The following is a 17,065-nucleotide window of genomic DNA, read 5'->3' on the forward strand; positions in this document are numbered from 1 at the left end:
ACGGCCTGTTCCAGCGCCGTTCCCATATCTGCCTGACTTCCGATGTCTACTTCAACTATGTTATTCCGCCCGCAGCTCCAGCAGCGCATCACGCAGCTCCGCCGCACGTTCGAACTGCAGGTTCTTTGCGGCTTCCTTCATTTCCGCCTCCAGGCGCTGCATCAGGGATTGCCGCTCTTTCTTGTTCATCTTGCCGCCGGCACCGGTAAGGTAATCCGCCTTCGATTCGGCCGTCTTCGTCGCTTCGATGACGTCGCGGACCTTCTTGCGGATCGTCTGCGGCGTTATGCCGTGCTTCTCGTTGTACGCCATCTGAATCGCCCGGCGGCGTTCGGTTTCGGTGATCGCCTTATCCATCGATTCCGTGATCTTGTCGGCGTACATAATAACCCGGCCTTCACTGTTCCGAGCAGCGCGCCCGATCGTCTGGATCAGGGACCGCTCGGACCGGAGGAAACCTTCCTTGTCCGCGTCCAGAATAGTGACCAGCGAAACTTCAGGAAGATCCAAACCTTCCCTCAACAAGTTAATACCCACAAGCACATGAAACGTACCGATCCGGAGATCGCGCAGAATCGCCATCCGTTCCAGCGTCTTGATATCGGAGTGCATGTATCTGACTTTGATTCCGATGTCCTTCAGATAATCGGTAAGGTCCTCGGCCATCTTCTTTGTCAACGTCGTGACCAACACCCGCTCGTCGCGGTCGATCCGCTCCCGGATCTCGCCGATCAGGTCGTCGATCTGCCCTTCCGAAGGCCGCACTTCTACAATCGGGTCGAGCAGGCCCGTCGGCCGGATAATCTGCTGGGTCATCGTATCGCAGTGCTCCAGCTCGTAAGGTCCCGGTGTAGCCGAGACATAAATGATCTGGTTCACCTTCTCTTCGAACTCCTCGAATTTCAGCGGCCGGTTGTCCAGCGCGGACGGCAGCCGGAAGCCGTGCTCGACAAGAACCGTCTTGCGCGCCCGGTCACCGTTGTACATGGCGCGGATCTGCGGCAGCGTCACGTGGGATTCGTCGATAACGATCAGCAGATCGTCAGGAAAATAATCCATCAAGGTATAAGGCGTGGCGCCCGGTTCGCGGAAAGTCAGCGGACCTGAATAGTTCTCGATGCCGGAACAGAAGCCGACTTCGTTCATCATCTCGATATCGTATCTCGTCCGCTGCTCCAGGCGCTGCGCCTCCAGCAGCTTGCCTTCCGCGCGCAGCACCGCAAGCCGCTCCTCCAGCTCCCGCTCAATATTCTTGAGCGCAACACGCATTGTCTCTTCCTGCGTAACAAAGTGGGATGCCGGGAAAATCGCCACATGATCCCGCTCCCCGATCAATTCGCCGGTCAATACGTCGATTTCCGTAATCCGTTCAATTTCATCCCCGAACAGTTCGACCCGGATCGCGTGCTCGCCTTGGGAAGCCGGGAAAATCTCGATTACGTCTCCCCGCACCCGGAAGGTGCCCCGGACAAAGTTCATATCGTTGCGCTGATATTGAATGTCCACAAGCCGGCTCAGAATCTGGCCTCTCGGCTTCTCCATGCCGACCCGCAGCGACAGCAGCAGGCTGCCGTACTCCTTCGGCGAACCGAGACCGTAGATGCAGGAGACACTCGCCACAATAATGACATCGCGCCGCTCAAACAGCGAACTGGTCGCCGAGTGCCGGAGCTTGTCGATCTCTTCGTTAATGCTGGAATCCTTCTCGATATACGTATCGGAGGAAGGGATGTAAGCCTCGGGCTGGTAGTAATCGTAATAACTGACGAAATAATCGACCGAGTTATTCGGAAAAAATTCCTTAAATTCGCTCGCCAGCTGAGCTGCCAGCGTCTTGTTATGCGCAATCACCAGAGTAGGCCGGTTCAGCCTGGCAATGGTGTGTGCAATCGTAAAGGTCTTCCCCGTTCCCGTCGCTCCCAGCAATGTCTGGTGCTTCTTGCCCTGCCGGATGCCTTCCACCAGCTCTTCGATTGCATGAGGCTGATCGCCCTGAGGCGTGTATTCGGACTGCAAATCAAACGTCTTCTTGCTTATGACTAGGTCATTGTTCATTTGCCCGCCTCCCCTCTATCCTCTAAAATATAGTAATATATGATGTAATTATCATTATGATCGAAGTTTCATGGGTTCATACCGTAGGTTACTTGTACCATAATAAGAATATTTGTTCCCGTACAATTATACAATGTAGGCTATGGCTATGCAAACCATATTCTCGATAACCAAGGAGCTGCTCATGGATCTAATTACACTTATCGGCCTGCTTGCGGGCCTCGCCGCGCTGGTCGGCGGATTTTTTTGGGAAGGGGGCAGTTTGTCCGGTCTGCTCCAAGGTAATGCCGCCTTGATCGTCTTTGGCGGAACGCTTGGCGCCGTGCTGGTGAGCTTCCCCGCTTCCAAGCTGCGCCGGATTCCTGCCGCCCTGGCTATGGCGTTCGGGCGAACCAAACACCATATGGAAGACGAAGCCGACGAAATCGTCGCCATGGCGGCCATTGCCCGGCGCAGCGGTGTGCTTGCGCTGGAGCAGCGGGCCGACGACCACCCCGATCCGTTTATGCGCGAGGGCCTTCAGCTCATCGTCGACGGCACAGAACAGGAGCAGGTGCGCCAGATTTTGGAGCTGGAGATGGACGCGGCCGAGCTGAAGCACGGGGCCTATGCCAAAATCTTTGAAGCCGCCGGCGGCTACGCGCCGACCATGGGCATCATCGGGACGGTTATGGGCCTGATTCACGTGCTCGGCAGCCTGACGGAGCCGTCAAATCTCGGCCCTTCGATCGCGGTTGCGTTTACTGCAACGCTTTACGGCGTGGCAAGCGCCAACCTGATTTTTCTGCCCATCGCCTCCAAAATCAAGGCCCGCGGACAAAATGAACTGCACCGGATGGAAATGCTGCTTGTAGGGGTGCTGTCGCTTCAGAACGGGGATCACCCCCAGCTTGTCCGCAGGAAGCTGGCCTCCTTTGTCTCCGGCCTGGCTCCAGTTGACGCATCCGCCAGCCGGCCGCAGCGGGCCAACACCGCGGATAACAGCCAAGACGACGACATGCAGGGTCCGGGAGGCTGGCTGTGAGACGGCGCATGCGGCGCCCCGGACCGGCGGAGGGGCACGACAACAACGACCGCTGGATGATTACTTACGCCGACCTCATTACGCTGCTGCTGATCTTTTTTGTGATATTGTATGCGATGAGCACGATCGACCAGGATAAATACGGAGCCGTAACCGGTTCGCTGCAGGAGACCTTTCACGTAGGCAACCCGGTGCTGGATGGCGGCAGCGGGCTGCTCGAAGGCGGCAGGCGGACGGAAGGCGACAGCCGGCTCGGGGGCCGGGGAGAACCCGGCGGTACCGCACAGGCCACCGCCTCCCCAGGCCCGGGCAAGAACGGCGCCGGCGCTGGCAGCGGCGGCGCCTCTCAGCCGACCGAACGGGAGCTTGCCTTCCGCGAACAGGAACGCCAGCTGGCGGCGCTGATGAACGTCATTACCCGGTATGTGGAAGATAACGCGCTGCAAAACCAAATTTTTGTTGCGGACAAGCCGCAGGGAATCGCCATCACGCTCAGCGACCGGTTTTTGTTTGATGTCGGACGTGCGGAGCTGAAGCCTGGCGCCCTGCCGGCGCTGACCCAGCTTTCCGGCCTGTTCCGGAACATTAATGCGAGCATCAGCATTGAAGGCCACACCGACAACACGCCGGTCTCGGCGGGCTCCCGTTATGACGACAACTGGGATTTGTCCGGAGCCCGGGCATTGTCCGTGCTGCGCTACTTTTTGGAAGAAGGCCGCCTGAATCCCGACAGCTTTCAGTATGCGGGTTATGCCGATACGCGTCCGGCCGCGGACAACAGCTCCGCCGCCGGGCGGGCTCAGAACCGCCGCGTGGAAATTATCGTGCTGCGCCAGCTGCAGGAATAAAAAGCCTTATATTAAGTCAAACACCCCGCTTTATAACGGCAGAGCGCCGCTGTAAAGCGAGGTGTTTTTTTATAACCCATAACCGTCAGTTCGGTTTGCCGTAAACGATAATATTGATCGCCTTCCCGAAGTCGAGCGCAACGGCTCCCGTCAGTTCCGCCGTCCGCTGGGCCAGCACAACCGCATTTACCCCGCAGGAAAATAAAGCCACATCGAACCGTCCCGCAGCGGAAGCCATCCACTCCAACGTTTCTTTCATTTGATGGTAACCGTCAAAAGCGATGGTCTGCACGATATTCATTCCGTACTTCGTTGATTCCAAAACCGGCTGCACTGCGCCCACTTCCCGGGTTACCAGCAAAATCCGCTTGCCCCGCAGCAGCTCCCAAAACCGCTCCGAGGTCGCCAGCTTCCGGTTTAGACAGGCATCGCAGGTAAACGCAGGCGCTAGTCCATAAAAGTCAAAAATCTGATCCGTCAGTTCCCGCTTCAGATAACGCGGCGCTTTGATCGTTTCGTCTTCATGCCGCAAAATGCCCACCACGTCCGCACGCCGGACCGAGTCCACGACCGCATCCCGCAGCTCCAGATTAGGCAAGGTCAGCCCCTTGTGCCCTTTATTCGCTTTAACGGCCCACCGTTCTTCCAGCACGCGCTCCAGCGGCCACAGCTTCTCCTGGGCCATTACCAGGTTCTCTCCATCACCGATCCGCACGAGCGAAAACGGCTGTTCCTGCTGCAGCGCTTCCCCGATCCGGTCCAGCACTTCCTCTATCCCCAAATCCAGACGATTCCGCATCACAACCCGATCCTCCCTGTTTTTCACTATTCTATGACAGGGCGGTTGCGAGATATTGTGCCATCCGTCAATTTTTGGTGCCGCTCTACCTAATTTTGCGAGATTAAGCATTCGTACATGCCTTTTACCGCCGCCAATCATAGATTGGTTATACCTAAGAGGGAATGGAGGAGAACCATGAACAGAAAAGTTGTAATAGAAATTAACTTCAATAACTACGGCATGAATCCTAACCGGCTGACCCGGGAATGGATCAGCGAGCGAATCGGTATCTTCCGGAGATTCACGCTGCGGAGCCTGCTTGCGCAGACAAACCAGAACTTTCTTGCCGTGGCCAAGCTAGCGGGCGGATGCAGCGACATTGTCGAAAGCGAATTGGCCAAATACGAGCCGCTGCCGGAGAATATCCGGTTTGGTACCAGTATCGAGAGCAAGCGGCGGATTGAAGCCTACATCAAGGATGCGGACGAATTGTACATCGCCCGGCTCGACTCGGACGACCTGTATCACAAGACGTTTGTGCAGCAGCTTCACGATTACAGACCCAAGCCGGAAACAGTGGCGCTTATAAACCAGCTTGGCTACACCTGGGATGCCGACAACGGGGAAATGGCTCCAATGTTCCATCGGTGCCTCTCTTTTTATGTGTTCGTGTATTCCGCGGCCGATTATCTGGCAGGAGAGCGGGTTGTTATTCCGGGTAAAGGCACTCATGGCTACGTAATCGAGCTTCCGCACGAGGTGCTGCCGCTCCGCAACTACGTCAACGTTATTCATTCATCCAATACTTCGGTCAAAAAAGTCCCGCCGAAAGACCGGCTTACGCCTGATGAAATGAACCGGGTGCTGGCTGAGTTTATGGGGGACTGAACGGCAGAACCGCGCGTAAGCCCCCGCCCTGCTGCGGAATTCGGAAGGAAGGCGATCTTGCTTCGTAACACAGAGATAAAAGCTATTAAAAAAACCTAAGGAAAGGAGTGCCAAGCGTGGACATTAACCAGCTAATCAAGGAGCGGTCGCTCCGGGTAGCCGTCATTGGTCTCGGCTATGTCGGTTTGCCGATGGCGGTCGAAATGGCTGAAGCGGGATACACAGTATACGGCATCGATATCCACCCCGGTAAAATCGCTTCGCTGCGGAGCAAACGCTCCTATGTCATCGACGTGCCGGATGAAGCGCTCCAGCCTCTGATTGGGAGTTTTCTGTTTCCCGGCACTGACTTTTCAGTTCTCGCGCAGGCGGAGGTTGCCGTCATCTGCGTGCCGACCCCGCTGGACCTCAACAACCGGCCGGACGTCTCTTACATTCGGAGCGCCGTAGACGGCATCCTCCCTTATCTGCGCCAGGGAACGCTCGTTATCCTGGAAAGCACCACTTATCCGGGAACAACGGAAGAGCTTGTGAGCGGTGCGATTGCCGGGCGAAAAAGCTGGACGGTAGGCCAAGATTTCTATGTATGTTATTCTCCGGAACGGGTTGATCCGGGAAGCACCGCTTACCAGATCCGGAATACGCCGAAGGTGATCGGCGGCAGCACTCCCGCCTGCCTGGCGGCCGGAGCGGCTTTTTACGGCTCCTTTCTCGAGCGTGTCGTGCCGGTGCGTTCCACCGCTGTAGCAGAAGCGGCAAAGCTGTTCGAGAACACGTTCCGCAGCGTCAACATCGCGCTTGTGAACGAACTGACGCCAGTCTGCGAGCAGATGGGCATCGATATATGGGAGGTGCTGGATGCGGCGGCGACCAAGCCGTTTGGATACATGCCGTTTTATCCGGGACCGGGGATTGGAGGCCACTGCATCCCCGTCGATCCCCTGTATCTGTCCTGGAAATCTGAACAGCTTGGACTGCCGGTGGAATTTATCGGGCTGGCCGACCGGACGCACCGGCTGATGCCCGTCAGGATGGCCGGACGGATCGGGGAACTGCTTCGCAAGGAAGGAAAAAAACTGGAGGGCGCCCGGGTTGTGGTGTCAGGCATCGCCTATAAAAAAGACGTGGATGACATCCGCGAATCCCCCGCCCTTGCCCTGTTTGAGCAGCTTAAGAAACTGGGCGCGGAGGTGAGCTATCATGATCCGCATATCCCTTCATTTGAGCTAGACGGCCAGAGCTGTCATTCCCGTACGGCTGGGCCCGAATTGTGGTCTGCGGCCGATATCGTCGTAATCGCCACGGATCATACAGCTGTCGATTATCAGGAAATGGCTGACCATGCCCCGCTTATTTTTGACACCCGGTACGCAACCCGTTCCTGCCGAGGCGGTAACATTGTCGTTCTGGGCCGTCCGCCCGCTCCGGAAGGAGGAACGCCGGTTGGCCAACAATGACCGGGTAAATGAGCGCTATTACGGGCTGGTGAACTCCGAAGAATCGCACGAGGCTACCCGTGCCCGGATTCACTGGATTTGCCGGAATGCCGCAGGACCGCGCGTGCTCGATATCGGCTGCAGTCAGGGGATCACTCCGATTTTGCTGGCGCGGGAAGGCTGTACGGTCACGGGAATCGATTTGGACTCCGCTGCGATCCGGTATGCCCGCAAGGAACTGCGCAAGGAGTCCCCTCCCGTCCGCAACCGCGTCCGGTTTGAGCTTGTCAATGTAACCGACTTTGAGGCGCCGCCAGCTTCCTACGACACCGTAATTCTGGGCGAAATCCTGGAGCATTTTGCCGATCCGGCACTTCTGCTGGCCCAAGCGCACCGCCTGCTAACGAAAAACGGAGTTGTGCTCATTACCGTTCCATACGGCTACCATCCCTTTTACGACCACAAGCAGACCTTCTATGCCGGCAGCCTGTCTCTCCTGCTTGATCCCTGGTTTGCGGAAGTAAAGCTGGAGATTCACCGGAAATATCTATGCTTCGCCGGCCGAAAAAGAACGGGCTGGCCGAAACGCGGGCCCGATGCCGGGCAGCTGAGACGATGGATGGAGCTGGACTATGAGCAGTTTCCGCGGATTGAGGAGGCTTACCGGAACAAGCTGGACGAACGCAAAGCCGTGCTCGACCGGGCGGTTCAGCGGGTCAGACAGTTGGAGGAGGAACGCAGCGAAAGGAATGAAGATCGGTTGGAGGAAAAATAGACATGGCAAAGCGGATGGACGAAATCGGCGGCAGCGCCGGGTTCAGCCATCCGTTGTTTGCGGAAACGGACATTTCCCCGTTCCCGCAGGTCTTCAAGCGGCTATCGCCGCTGCCCGGCCGGGCCGGGGCAAGGACGTTCGAGCCGCGTTGGCTTACTCTCCGATCAGCTTGCGGTAACCGGCTGCATCCAGCAAACCGGATGCTGCGGACTCAAAGCTGCCGGAAATCTCCAGTTCAAAAATCCAGCCTTCGCCGTACGGCTGTTCGTTCAGCAGCTCCGGCGCGGTTTCCAGCGCTTCGTTGATCCGGGTCACGGTGCCGGATACCGGAGAATACAGCTCGGACACCGTCTTAACGGACTCGATGCTGCCCACACTGCTGCCGGCCTCAATCGCGGCGCCCACTTCAGGAAACTCCACAAACACAATATCGCCGAGCAGATGCTGGGCATGATCCGTAATGCCAACCCGCACGACTTGTCCCGCTTCCGGACGGGCCCATTCGTGTTCTTCGCTGTACAGAAGGTTGTCTAGCACTTCGCTCATTCCTGCCGCCTCTTTTCCAAAGGGTAGTTAGCCACATACTAAGGGATGTGCTTGCCGGGTGTCAATATTTCTGACAGCAAAAATGTTTTTGTGAACTTTTTGCGCCATTTTGATTGACATGGACGCTGCCTTGCCGTTTTAATGGAGGGAGCAAAGCCAATTGGATCAAGCGAATGATGGCACGGGGAGAGACTGCCGGCTTAAGCGCGGCGGCGCCGAAGGAGTAAGCCCGTCAAACGGGTGAATCTCTCAGGCAAAAGGACCTTTGCCGGACGCATCTCTGGAGAGCACCGGACCGGGCGGGCCGCCCGGAATTAGCCGGTCACCAACGGGGAAACCCGCGACAACCGCATTATCCGCGAGAGACAGCATCCATTCGCGGTCAATGGGACACGGACCTCTCTACTTTTACGTCCGGCGGCGCGGGGCAACTCTCAGGTACAAGGGACAGAGCGAAATGTGCGAATAGTCTTAGCGACTATTCCGCTTTTTGCCTGTCTCTTTTTGCGTTCTCTATGAAGCTTTGAAACACACAGACGTTACACTTCGCGCCATGCACGGAAAGGGGAGCTACCGACTTGGAAGCCTTGAAACGAACGCCTTTTTACCCGCTCTATGCCGCTTATCCCGATGCGAGATGCATCGACTTCGGCGGATGGGAGCTGCCGGTCCAGTTTACCGGCATTCAGAAAGAGCATGAAGCGGTGCGTACCCGCGCCGGCCTGTTCGACGTCTCCCATATGGGCGAATTTTATGTTACCGGCGCCGGGGCCGAGGCGTTTTTGCAGCGCATGACAACCAACGACGTCACCCGGCTGGGTGACGGGCAGGCCCAATACACGCTCCTCTGCAACCCTGAAGGCGGGACGGTGGATGATCTGCTTGTCTACCGGCTCGGCGAGGAACGTTATCTGCTTGTCGTCAACGCCTCAAATATCGGCAAGGACTTCGAATGGCTGCGTTCGCATCTGGAAGGCGGCGTACAGCTGGAGAACCGCTCGGACGATACGGTGCTGCTGGCGCTTCAAGGACCGCTGGCCGAACAAATCTTGTCCGCCGTGACGGACACCGATCTGCAGGCGCTGAAGCCGTTCCACTTTGTGGAGCGTGCCGCCGTCTGCGGCACGGAGGTGCTGCTGTCGCGCACCGGTTATACCGGCGAAGACGGATTTGAGCTGTACGCGCCGGTTCAGGCTGCGCTGGCCCTTTGGAACGGGCTGCTGGAAGCGGGCGAACCGCTTGGGCTTACCCCTGCGGGGTTGGGCGCGCGGGATACGCTGCGGTTTGAGGCAAAGCTGCCGCTGTACGGCCAGGAGTTGTCCCCGACTATTTCCCCGCTGGAAGCGGGGCTGGGAATATTCGTGAAGCTGGACAAAGGTGATTTCATCGGCCGCGAAGCGCTGTCGAAGCAGAAGGAAGCTGGCGTACCCCGCAAGCTGGTTGGTCTGGAGATGATTGACCGCGGCATCCCGCGCCCGCATTATCCCGTTTATGCGGACGGCGTCCGCATCGGCGAAGTGACGACCGGCACCCAGTCCCCGACGCTTAAACGGAATCTGGGACTTGCGCTGGTGGATGCGGCTTATGCCGCCATCGGCACCAAGCTGTCCGTGGACATTCGCGGTAAACAGCTGCAGGCGGAAGTCGTTAAAGCTCCGTTTTACAAAAAAACGCAAGGAGGCGCCTCCCAATGACCCATCGTTATCTGCCCATGACCGGCGAAGACCGGGCCGAAATGCTGCGCACCGTAGGCGTCGCTTCGGCCGAAGAGCTGTTCGCCGATATTCCCGAATCCGTCCGTTTCCGCGGACGGCTGGAGGTATCCGAAGCGCTTGACGAATACAGTCTGCTCCGCCATATGCGGGAGCTTGCGGACCGGAATGCGGATTTTGACCGGTACGCCAGCTTTCTCGGCGCGGGCCTGTACGATCATCATATCCCCGTAGTCATCAATCATGTCATTTCCCGTTCCGAATTCTACACCGCCTATACGCCGTATCAGCCCGAAATCAGCCAAGGCGAACTGCAGGCGATCTTTGAATTTCAGTCTTACATCTGCGAGCTGACCGGAATGAAGGTCGCCAACGCCAGCATGTACGACGGCGCTACCGCGCTGGCTGAAGCCGCCGTGCTGGCCTCCGGCGCCGCCAAACGCAAAAAAATCATCGTTTCCGCCGCCGTCCATCCCGAGTCCCGTCAAGTGCTCCGCACGTACGCGAATGCCTGGAGTCTTGAGCTGGTCGAAGTCGGCTGCCTGGGCGGCGTAACCGATACCGAAGCGCTGGCCGCGGAGATTGACGCCGACACGGCCGCGGTGCTTGTGCAGTCGCCGAACTTCTTCGGCTGCATAGAGAAGCTGTCCGCCATTGAGCCGCTCATCCACGCGGTCAAAGGCCTGCTGGTCGTCAGCGCCAACCCGCTGGCGCTTGGCCTCCTGGAGAGCCCGGGCCGCCTTGGCGCCGACATCGTTGTCGGCGACGCGCAGCCGCTGGGCATCCCGGCTGCGCTTGGCGGACCAACCTGCGGATTTTTTGCGGTCGCGGAGCCGCTCATGCGGCGTATGCCCGGGCGGATTGTCGGCCAGACGGTCGACAAAAACGGCAAACGGGGTTTCGTTTTGACCCTGCAGGCCCGGGAACAGCATATCCGGCGCGAAAAAGCGACGTCCAATATTTGCTCTAACCAGGCGCTGCTGGCGCTTTGCGCTTCCGTATACTTGTCCGTGATGGGCAAAGAAGGCATGCGCGAGGTCGGCGAGCTGAATGTGCGCAAAAGCCGGTATGCCGCCGGGAGGCTGGCTGCCGTTAAGGGAACGGAGCTGGCGTTCACCTCCCCGTTCTTCAACGAGTTTGTCCTGAAGCTGCCTGAAGGCACGGATATCGCGGCCGTGAACCGCGCCCTGCTGGACAAAGGATTCCTCGGCGGCTACGACCTGGAACGGGATTATCCCGAGCTTGCCGGACACCTGCTGATCGCCGTTACCGAAAAACGAAGCAAAGCCGAAATTGACGGCTTCGCGGAAGCCTTGGAGGGTTGCTTATGAAACCGGAGCAAAAGCTGATTTTTGAACTGAGCCGCCCCGGCCGCTCGGCCTATTCCCTGCCGCCATGCGATGTGCCGGCGGACGAGGAGCTGAGCGCCCTGCTTCCGGCGGACCTGCTGCGCGCCGAGCCGGCCGTGCTGCCGGAAGTGTCCGAGGTAGACGTGATCCGGCATTACACCGCGCTGTCCCGCCGGAACTTCGGCGTGGATAACGGATTTTATCCGCTTGGTTCCTGCACGATGAAATACAATCCCAAGATTAACGAAGATGTTGCCCGCTTTCCCGGCCTTTCGAAGATCCATCCCTACCAGCCGGAAGAGAGCATTCAGGGCGCGCTTGAACTGATGTATACCCTGCAAAATGACCTGGCGGCGCTCACTGGAATGGATGCGGTATCCCTCCAGCCCGCGGCCGGCGCTCACGGCGAATGGACCGGCCTGATGATGATCCGCGCTTACCACGAGAGCCGCGGAGAGAACCGCACCAAGGTCATCGTGCCGGATTCCTCGCACGGGACCAATCCCGCCAGCGCTGCCGCCGCTGGCCTGGTGACGGTCACTATCCCCTCCACTCCGGAAGGCATGGTGGATCTGGACGCGCTGCAGGCCGCCGTTGGTGACGACACAGCCGCTCTGATGCTGACCAATCCGAGCACGCTTGGCTTGTTCGAGCGCCAGATCGTGGAGATCGCCGAGATCGTTCACGCGGCGGGCGGACTGCTTTATTACGACGGTGCCAATTCTAATGCGATCATGGGCATTACCCGGCCGGGCGACATGGGCTTCGACGTCGTGCATCTCAATCTGCATAAGACCATGAGCACCCCGCATGGCGGCGGCGGACCGGGCGCCGGACCCGTTGGCGTGAAGGCCTCCCTGATCCCGTTCCTGCCCCAGCCGACCGTCATCCAAAAAGAAGACGGCACCTATACGCTGGATGCGGGAGGGCCTGAATCCATTGGCCGCGTGAAGGCTTTTTACGGCAACTTCGGTATTCTTGTCCGCGCTTACGCCTATATCCGCACCTATGGCCCGGACGGACTGCGCGAGGTTTCCGAAAACGCCGTGCTGAACGCCAATTATATGTTCAAGCGGCTGGCTCCGCATTTTGACGTGCCGTATCCAGGTCTCTGCAAACATGAATTCGTCTTGTCCGGCCGCAACCTGAAGCCTTACGGCGTGCGGACGCTGGATGTGGCGAAACGGCTGCTTGACTTCGGCTACCATCCGCCGACTGTTTATTTCCCGCTGACCGTCGAAGAATGCCTGATGATCGAGCCAACCGAGACGGAAAGCAAAGAAACGCTGGACGGCTTCATTGATACGATGATCCAAATCGTGAAGGAAGCGCAGGAAACGCCGGAGGTCGTGCTGAACGCGCCGCATACAACGGAAATCACCCGCCTGGACGAAGCGCAGGCCGCCCGCAAACCGGTGCTGAACTGCGCCTGCGGCTGATTGATTCATCAACGCCAGTAAACAACAGGACCCCCGGGCAGGGTAAGCTGCCTGGAGGTCCTTTTTTGACTACTTCAAATAAAATACCTCGCGCATCGGCTGGATCGGCGCCGGCTCATTAAAATCAAACGAGCCTTCCACCATCTTCGATGTGATGGCATTCCACCGTCCGCATGCTTCGCTCTGTGCGATATAAGCGAAGGCCGCATCCGGATCGTCGCATTCGAAGCAGTAGAAGAACTGGTTGCCATTCTGAAAAATCGAATAATTGCGAATCCCCGCCCGGCTGTGCTCCTCCATAATCTCTGGCCACGGGTTCAAGTGCATCGCCACATACTCCTCCAGGCACTCCTCTTTGACCCGCCAGGTCCAAGCAAATTTTCCGCTGTTGCTGTCCATTCCTTTACGCCTCCTGTTCGCATCCTGCCGCCGCCGCCTTGCAGAATCGGGCCACGGCCAATCCGGCCCGCAAACTCCAAGGCTCCAATCTCCACCGTCTCCGCCGGACCGGGAACCCTGACACTGCGGCACAAGCAGCAGCACACCCATGTAATATAGGCCTCACCCGAAAAAAAACAACACCGGCAACCACACGCACCTTTTCGAGTGTAAGCGCATTCCTTCTAATGATTATAGCACGTTCTGTTATGATTTTCCTTTTGCGCACGCCATAGACAAAATCGCCGGTTCTCCTTGCTTTCAGGAGAACCGGCTGTTTCCACCACACTTATTCGCTTAAAGGGCCGCTTCGCTAGGCCGCAAAATCGCCGACCCAATGGCCAGCAGGATGGCCGCCATCAGGCCCAGCACCGCAAACGGCACCCACAGCTGACCCCAGCCGCCCCCAGTTGCGGCGATCTCCACCGCCTGGATCGCCCACTTTTGCGGAACGAAGTTGGCGGCTTTTTGCATATAATCCGGCATAATGGAGATTGGCCAGAAACATCCGCCGAGCATACAGGTCGGCACAAGAATCAGGGAGTTGAGGACGCTGGTGTTTTTGTCACTGCGGACCAGCCCCGCAACCGTGCTCGCAATCCCCATCGCCACCAGCATGAAGGCGCCCAGAATCAGCAGGCACAAATACAGCGGAGCCTCGAAATCAAACCCAAGCCCGAAGGTGCATATCGCCAATACCGCCGCAATCTGAATGAAGCCTACCGTAAAGCTGCCGAGAAAGTTCCCCGCGGCGATTTCGTAAGCGCGGACCGGGGCGCTGAATACCCGGACCATCGTCCGCTGCTTCCGGTCGCTAACGATCCGGGAGACTGTGCTGGTCACCAGTGTCATCAAAAACATCAGCGTAAATCCGATGACGACATCCAGCTTCTGATTTGGATACAGATTATAATCCGTCGTGATATTATCCACATTATGCAGCTCCGCCTGCTTCAGCACCGCATTCAGCCGTTCTTCGGGATTCCCCGGCGCCGATACGGAAGCTGCAACCGCGGCCGCGCCGGCCAGCCTGTCGCCTATTTCCGCGGCTTTCAGCCGGACTGCTACAGTAGCTGCGGAAGTCTTTAGTTCATATACACTGAGCTGCGGACGTTCGCCGTTCAGCAGACTGACGGTGTAGTTTTCCGGGATAAACAAAGCTGATTCCGCCTGCCGGGAAATGACCGCCTCTTTCAGCTCCGCCTCGGAGTCCAGACGTTTCAGTTCGTAAGCGCCGCTGTGTGTAAGCTCGGCTACAACATGAGTGCCCCCTGCTCCCTGGTCCGTGTTTGCGTACAGCAGCACCGGAGGCGTCTCGGACACGGTTCCCGCCACATTGATAATGACCGAGATAATGACCGCGGGGAAGACAATAAAGGTCAGCAGTCCTTTTACCGATCCGATCATCCGCTTGATCATATTTCCTGCGATAGTAAGGATGTTATTCATACGTATAGCCCACCTTCCGGTAAGAAATGACCGCCGCTCCCATCAAGACTACGCAGATCACGCAGAGCACAAGCAGATTCGGCAAAATATGATCAAGCCCTTCATGCAGCATCATCCGCAGCATGGCATCCATCGCCCAGTGATTAATCGTAAACTGCCCCACCGAGTTGGTCCACGACTCCGGCAGCGGCGCCATCCCGCCGCTGATAAAGGTCATAATCACTGTTATCGTTGAGATGACGGTACTTGCCGCGGAGTTGGTTTTGGTAAACATGGAGACCACAATGGCCAGCATCATCGACGCCATGATCATCAGCAGACAAAATGCCCCAAGCACCAGCGGCCGGTCTCCCCAATCAATGCCAAGCAGCCAGTGAGACAGCAGCACAATAGAGGCGCACTGCAGAATGGATACAAGTCCAACTCCAATCAGCTTGCCCAGAAACAAATCCGAACCTTTGACCGGCATTGCGCTGATCCGGTGGAGCGTCCGGCCCACCTTCTCGTTGAACAAGCTGGTGCTGACCGTCAGGCCGCAGTACAGCAAAAACATCAGCAGCATGCTCACGCCGTAAAACTGCGAGGAGGAGTAGGCTTTTCCCTCTTCGTTCAGCTTGCCGAGCTTAACGGAAGCTCCTTCTTCATTGACGGAAGCCGGGGCCGATGCGGCGGCAGCTTCCGGCCCCAATGTAATAGCCGCGGCCTGTGCATAATTCACCCGGCTCAAAAACCCGTCAAATACCGCCTCGGCGACCAGATTATTGGTCCGGTCCTTGCCGGGGATAAACTCCATCTCTCCCCGTTTTCCTGCGTGCACCGACTCGTCAAATCCTTGAGGTACAATGACGGCATAATCGAATTTCCCCGACCGCACGCCTTTTTCGGCTTCCGTGCGGGAGTTCGCCTGCTTAACAAGCACTGTCTCCTTTAACGCGGAGGAAGCAAGGAACTGCTCCATCAATTCCGATGCCGGAAGTCCGCTGCCAGCCGTATTGACCACGCCGACTTTGACCGGGTCGACCGGTGAATCGCCGGCGTCCCCAACCACGCCCGACAGCGCCGTACCCAGCAGGAAAATCAGGACCAGCGGCAGCAGAAACTGGTTGAGCAGCAGCGACCGGGAGCGGAACAGGCGGCGCAGCTCGTAAGCGGCAATCGTCCAAATGTTATTCATCGTCTTCCGCCTCCTAGTCTCGTAATGTCCGGCCGGTCAAGCTGAGGAACAACGTTTCCAGATCGGGTTCTTCAATATGCAGCGAGCCGATTACGCCGCCGTGTTTGGAAATGATGAACAAAATATCCTGCAGCTCCGTCTGGGCGGAAGGCATATACAGCTCCAGCGTATCTTCGCTGGCTTCCACCCGGCTGATCCGGGGGTGGTTTTTCAGCTCCTGAATCAGCGCGGGAACCATCCCGGTTGCCTTTACGATAATTTTTTCCTCACGGGCTACACGCTCCCGCAGCTCCTGCTCCGTTCCGCAGGCGATAATATGGCCTTTATCCATAATGGCCACCCGGTCGCAAATTGCCTCGACTTCCTCCATGTAGTGGCTGGTGTAAATCACGGTGGAGCCTTGTCTGTTCAGCTCCTTGACCGACTCCAGGATATGGTTGCGCGACTGGGGGTCGATGCCCACGGTCGGCTCATCCATAATGATCAGCTTCGGCTTATGCATAATCGCACAGGCAATATTGAGTCTGCGTTTCATTCCGCCCGAAAAGGTGGACGGTTTGTCCTTGGCTTTATCGGCAAGCCCGGTAAATTCAAGCGCTTCGGCCACCCGTTCCTTAAGCAGTTTGCCGCGCAGTCCATACAGTCTGGCAAAAAAGGCGACGTTCTCCTCCGCCGTCATCTCTTCATACAGCGCCAGATCTTGGGGGACAAGCCCGATTTTCTTTTTAACCTCCAGCGCCTTTGTCGCCACAGGCAGGCCGTCGATCCGGATGTCCCCCTGATCCATTTTGATCAAACCGCAGATCATGCTGATCGTTGTACTTTTGCCCGCACCGTTTGGCCCCAGCAGGCCAAAGATTTCACCCTCCTGAATTTCCATGTTCACGTGATCGACGGTCAGCCGTCCGTCATACCGTTTGACCACATTTTTGAGTTCCGCAAGCGCCATCGGTTCATCTCTCCTGTCCGTAATCTTCATGGTTTTATTGTAGCGCCGGCCGTCCTGAAACGGAGGTACAAAAGGTCATCTTTTAGCGGGTGACAAAAGTCATCTCCTGCGGGACGGCTGGTGTGTGATAAGATAAGTCCTAGCGAGAGTGAGTAGGAATGGCAGCGTTTTGCGGATTTTGCGAAGAATGAAATAAGGCGGG

General features: G+C 57.5%; 15 protein-coding genes and 1 riboswitch. Of the genes, 8 read left to right on the forward strand and 7 right to left on the reverse strand.

Annotation, left to right across the window (positions count from 1 at the left end):
• Nucleotides 1-60 precede the first annotated feature (60 nt).
• Nucleotides 61-2,055, reverse strand: a complete 1,995-nt coding sequence (gene uvrB / locus ACE6ED_RS07915; protein ID WP_410826567.1) for an excinuclease ABC subunit UvrB — start codon at nt 2,053-2,055, stop codon at nt 61-63.
• Nucleotides 2,056-2,239: 184 nt separating this feature from the next.
• Here uvrB and ACE6ED_RS07920 point away from each other — a divergent pair, with 184 nt between their 5' ends.
• Together ACE6ED_RS07920 and ACE6ED_RS07925 are read left to right on the forward strand one after the other, a co-directional pair.
• Nucleotides 2,240-3,079: a flagellar motor protein gene (locus ACE6ED_RS07920; RefSeq protein ID WP_410826568.1), complete on the forward strand. Its 840-nt coding sequence runs from the start codon at nt 2,240-2,242 to the stop codon at nt 3,077-3,079.
• Complete coding sequence (locus tag ACE6ED_RS07925) at nt 3,076-3,927, forward strand: flagellar motor protein MotB (protein ID WP_410826569.1); 852 nt, start codon at nt 3,076-3,078, stop codon at nt 3,925-3,927. The genes ACE6ED_RS07920 and ACE6ED_RS07925 overlap by 4 nt, the downstream gene beginning before the upstream one ends.
• An 85-nt stretch (nt 3,928-4,012) precedes the next feature.
• On the opposite strand, the gene ACE6ED_RS07930 is transcribed toward ACE6ED_RS07925, so the two are convergent.
• Nucleotides 4,013-4,726 (reverse strand): GT-D fold domain-containing glycosyltransferase, encoded by a 714-nt coding sequence (locus ACE6ED_RS07930; protein ID WP_410826688.1) that lies wholly within the window; start codon nt 4,724-4,726, stop codon nt 4,013-4,015.
• 177 nt (nt 4,727-4,903) lie between these two features.
• Here ACE6ED_RS07930 and ACE6ED_RS07935 point away from each other — a divergent pair, with 177 nt between their 5' ends.
• From ACE6ED_RS07935 to ACE6ED_RS07945, 3 genes are all read left to right on the forward strand, one after another.
• Complete coding sequence (locus ACE6ED_RS07935; RefSeq protein WP_410826570.1) at nt 4,904-5,596, forward strand: glycosyltransferase; 693 nt, start codon at nt 4,904-4,906, stop codon at nt 5,594-5,596.
• Between the two features lie 116 nt (nt 5,597-5,712).
• Nucleotides 5,713-7,053, forward strand: coding sequence for a nucleotide sugar dehydrogenase (locus tag ACE6ED_RS07940; protein WP_410826571.1), 1,341 nt, complete (start codon nt 5,713-5,715; stop codon nt 7,051-7,053).
• A complete protein-coding gene (locus ACE6ED_RS07945; RefSeq protein WP_410826572.1) occupies nt 7,040-7,807 on the forward strand; it encodes a class I SAM-dependent methyltransferase in 768 nt (255 codons plus the stop codon). Before ACE6ED_RS07940 ends, ACE6ED_RS07945 begins: the two co-directional genes overlap by 14 nt.
• 153 nt (nt 7,808-7,960) lie before the next feature.
• Here ACE6ED_RS07945 and gcvH read toward each other — a convergent pair whose 3' ends face one another.
• Nucleotides 7,961-8,353 carry a glycine cleavage system protein GcvH gene (gene gcvH / locus ACE6ED_RS07950; protein ID WP_410826573.1) on the reverse strand — a complete coding sequence of 131 codons (393 nt, stop codon included), beginning with the start codon at nt 8,351-8,353 and terminating at the stop codon, nt 7,961-7,963.
• A gap of 173 nt (nt 8,354-8,526) precedes the next feature.
• Nucleotides 8,527-8,628: riboswitch (glycine riboswitch) on the forward strand.
• Between the two features lie 303 nt (nt 8,629-8,931).
• Between gcvH and gcvT the strand changes: the two genes are divergently transcribed.
• The 3 genes from gcvT to gcvPB are packed head-to-tail and all read left to right on the forward strand — an operon-like array spanning nt 8,932 to nt 12,853.
• A complete protein-coding gene (gene gcvT, locus ACE6ED_RS07955) occupies nt 8,932-10,047 on the forward strand; it encodes a glycine cleavage system aminomethyltransferase GcvT (protein WP_410826574.1) in 1,116 nt (371 codons plus the stop codon).
• Nucleotides 10,044-11,396, forward strand: coding sequence for an aminomethyl-transferring glycine dehydrogenase subunit GcvPA (gene gcvPA / locus ACE6ED_RS07960; RefSeq protein WP_410826575.1), 1,353 nt, complete (start codon nt 10,044-10,046; stop codon nt 11,394-11,396). Before gcvT ends, gcvPA begins: the two co-directional genes overlap by 4 nt.
• Nucleotides 11,393-12,853 carry an aminomethyl-transferring glycine dehydrogenase subunit GcvPB gene (gcvPB, locus tag ACE6ED_RS07965; RefSeq protein ID WP_410826576.1) on the forward strand — a complete coding sequence of 487 codons (1,461 nt, stop codon included), beginning with the start codon at nt 11,393-11,395 and terminating at the stop codon, nt 12,851-12,853. Before gcvPA ends, gcvPB begins: the two co-directional genes overlap by 4 nt.
• A 69-nt stretch (nt 12,854-12,922) precedes the next feature.
• Here the strand turns inward: gcvPB and ACE6ED_RS07970 are convergent, their stop codons facing one another.
• From ACE6ED_RS07970 to ACE6ED_RS07985, 4 genes are all read right to left on the reverse strand, one after another.
• Complete coding sequence (locus ACE6ED_RS07970; RefSeq protein ID WP_410826577.1) at nt 12,923-13,252, reverse strand: L-rhamnose mutarotase; 330 nt, start codon at nt 13,250-13,252, stop codon at nt 12,923-12,925.
• Between the two features lie 336 nt (nt 13,253-13,588).
• Nucleotides 13,589-14,740, reverse strand: coding sequence for an ABC transporter permease (locus ACE6ED_RS07975; RefSeq protein ID WP_410826578.1), 1,152 nt, complete (start codon nt 14,738-14,740; stop codon nt 13,589-13,591).
• A complete protein-coding gene (locus ACE6ED_RS07980) occupies nt 14,733-15,914 on the reverse strand; it encodes an ABC transporter permease (protein ID WP_410826579.1) in 1,182 nt (393 codons plus the stop codon). Before ACE6ED_RS07980 ends, ACE6ED_RS07975 begins: the two co-directional genes overlap by 8 nt.
• Nucleotides 15,915-15,927: 13 nt before the next feature.
• Nucleotides 15,928-16,863 (reverse strand): ABC transporter ATP-binding protein, encoded by a 936-nt coding sequence (locus tag ACE6ED_RS07985; protein ID WP_410826580.1) that lies wholly within the window; start codon nt 16,861-16,863, stop codon nt 15,928-15,930.
• Nucleotides 16,864-17,065 lie beyond the last annotated feature (202 nt).

Source organism: Paenibacillus nanchangensis, assembly GCF_046543445.1.
GTDB lineage: Bacteria > Bacillota > Bacilli > Paenibacillales > Paenibacillaceae > Paenibacillus_AQ > Paenibacillus_AQ nanchangensis.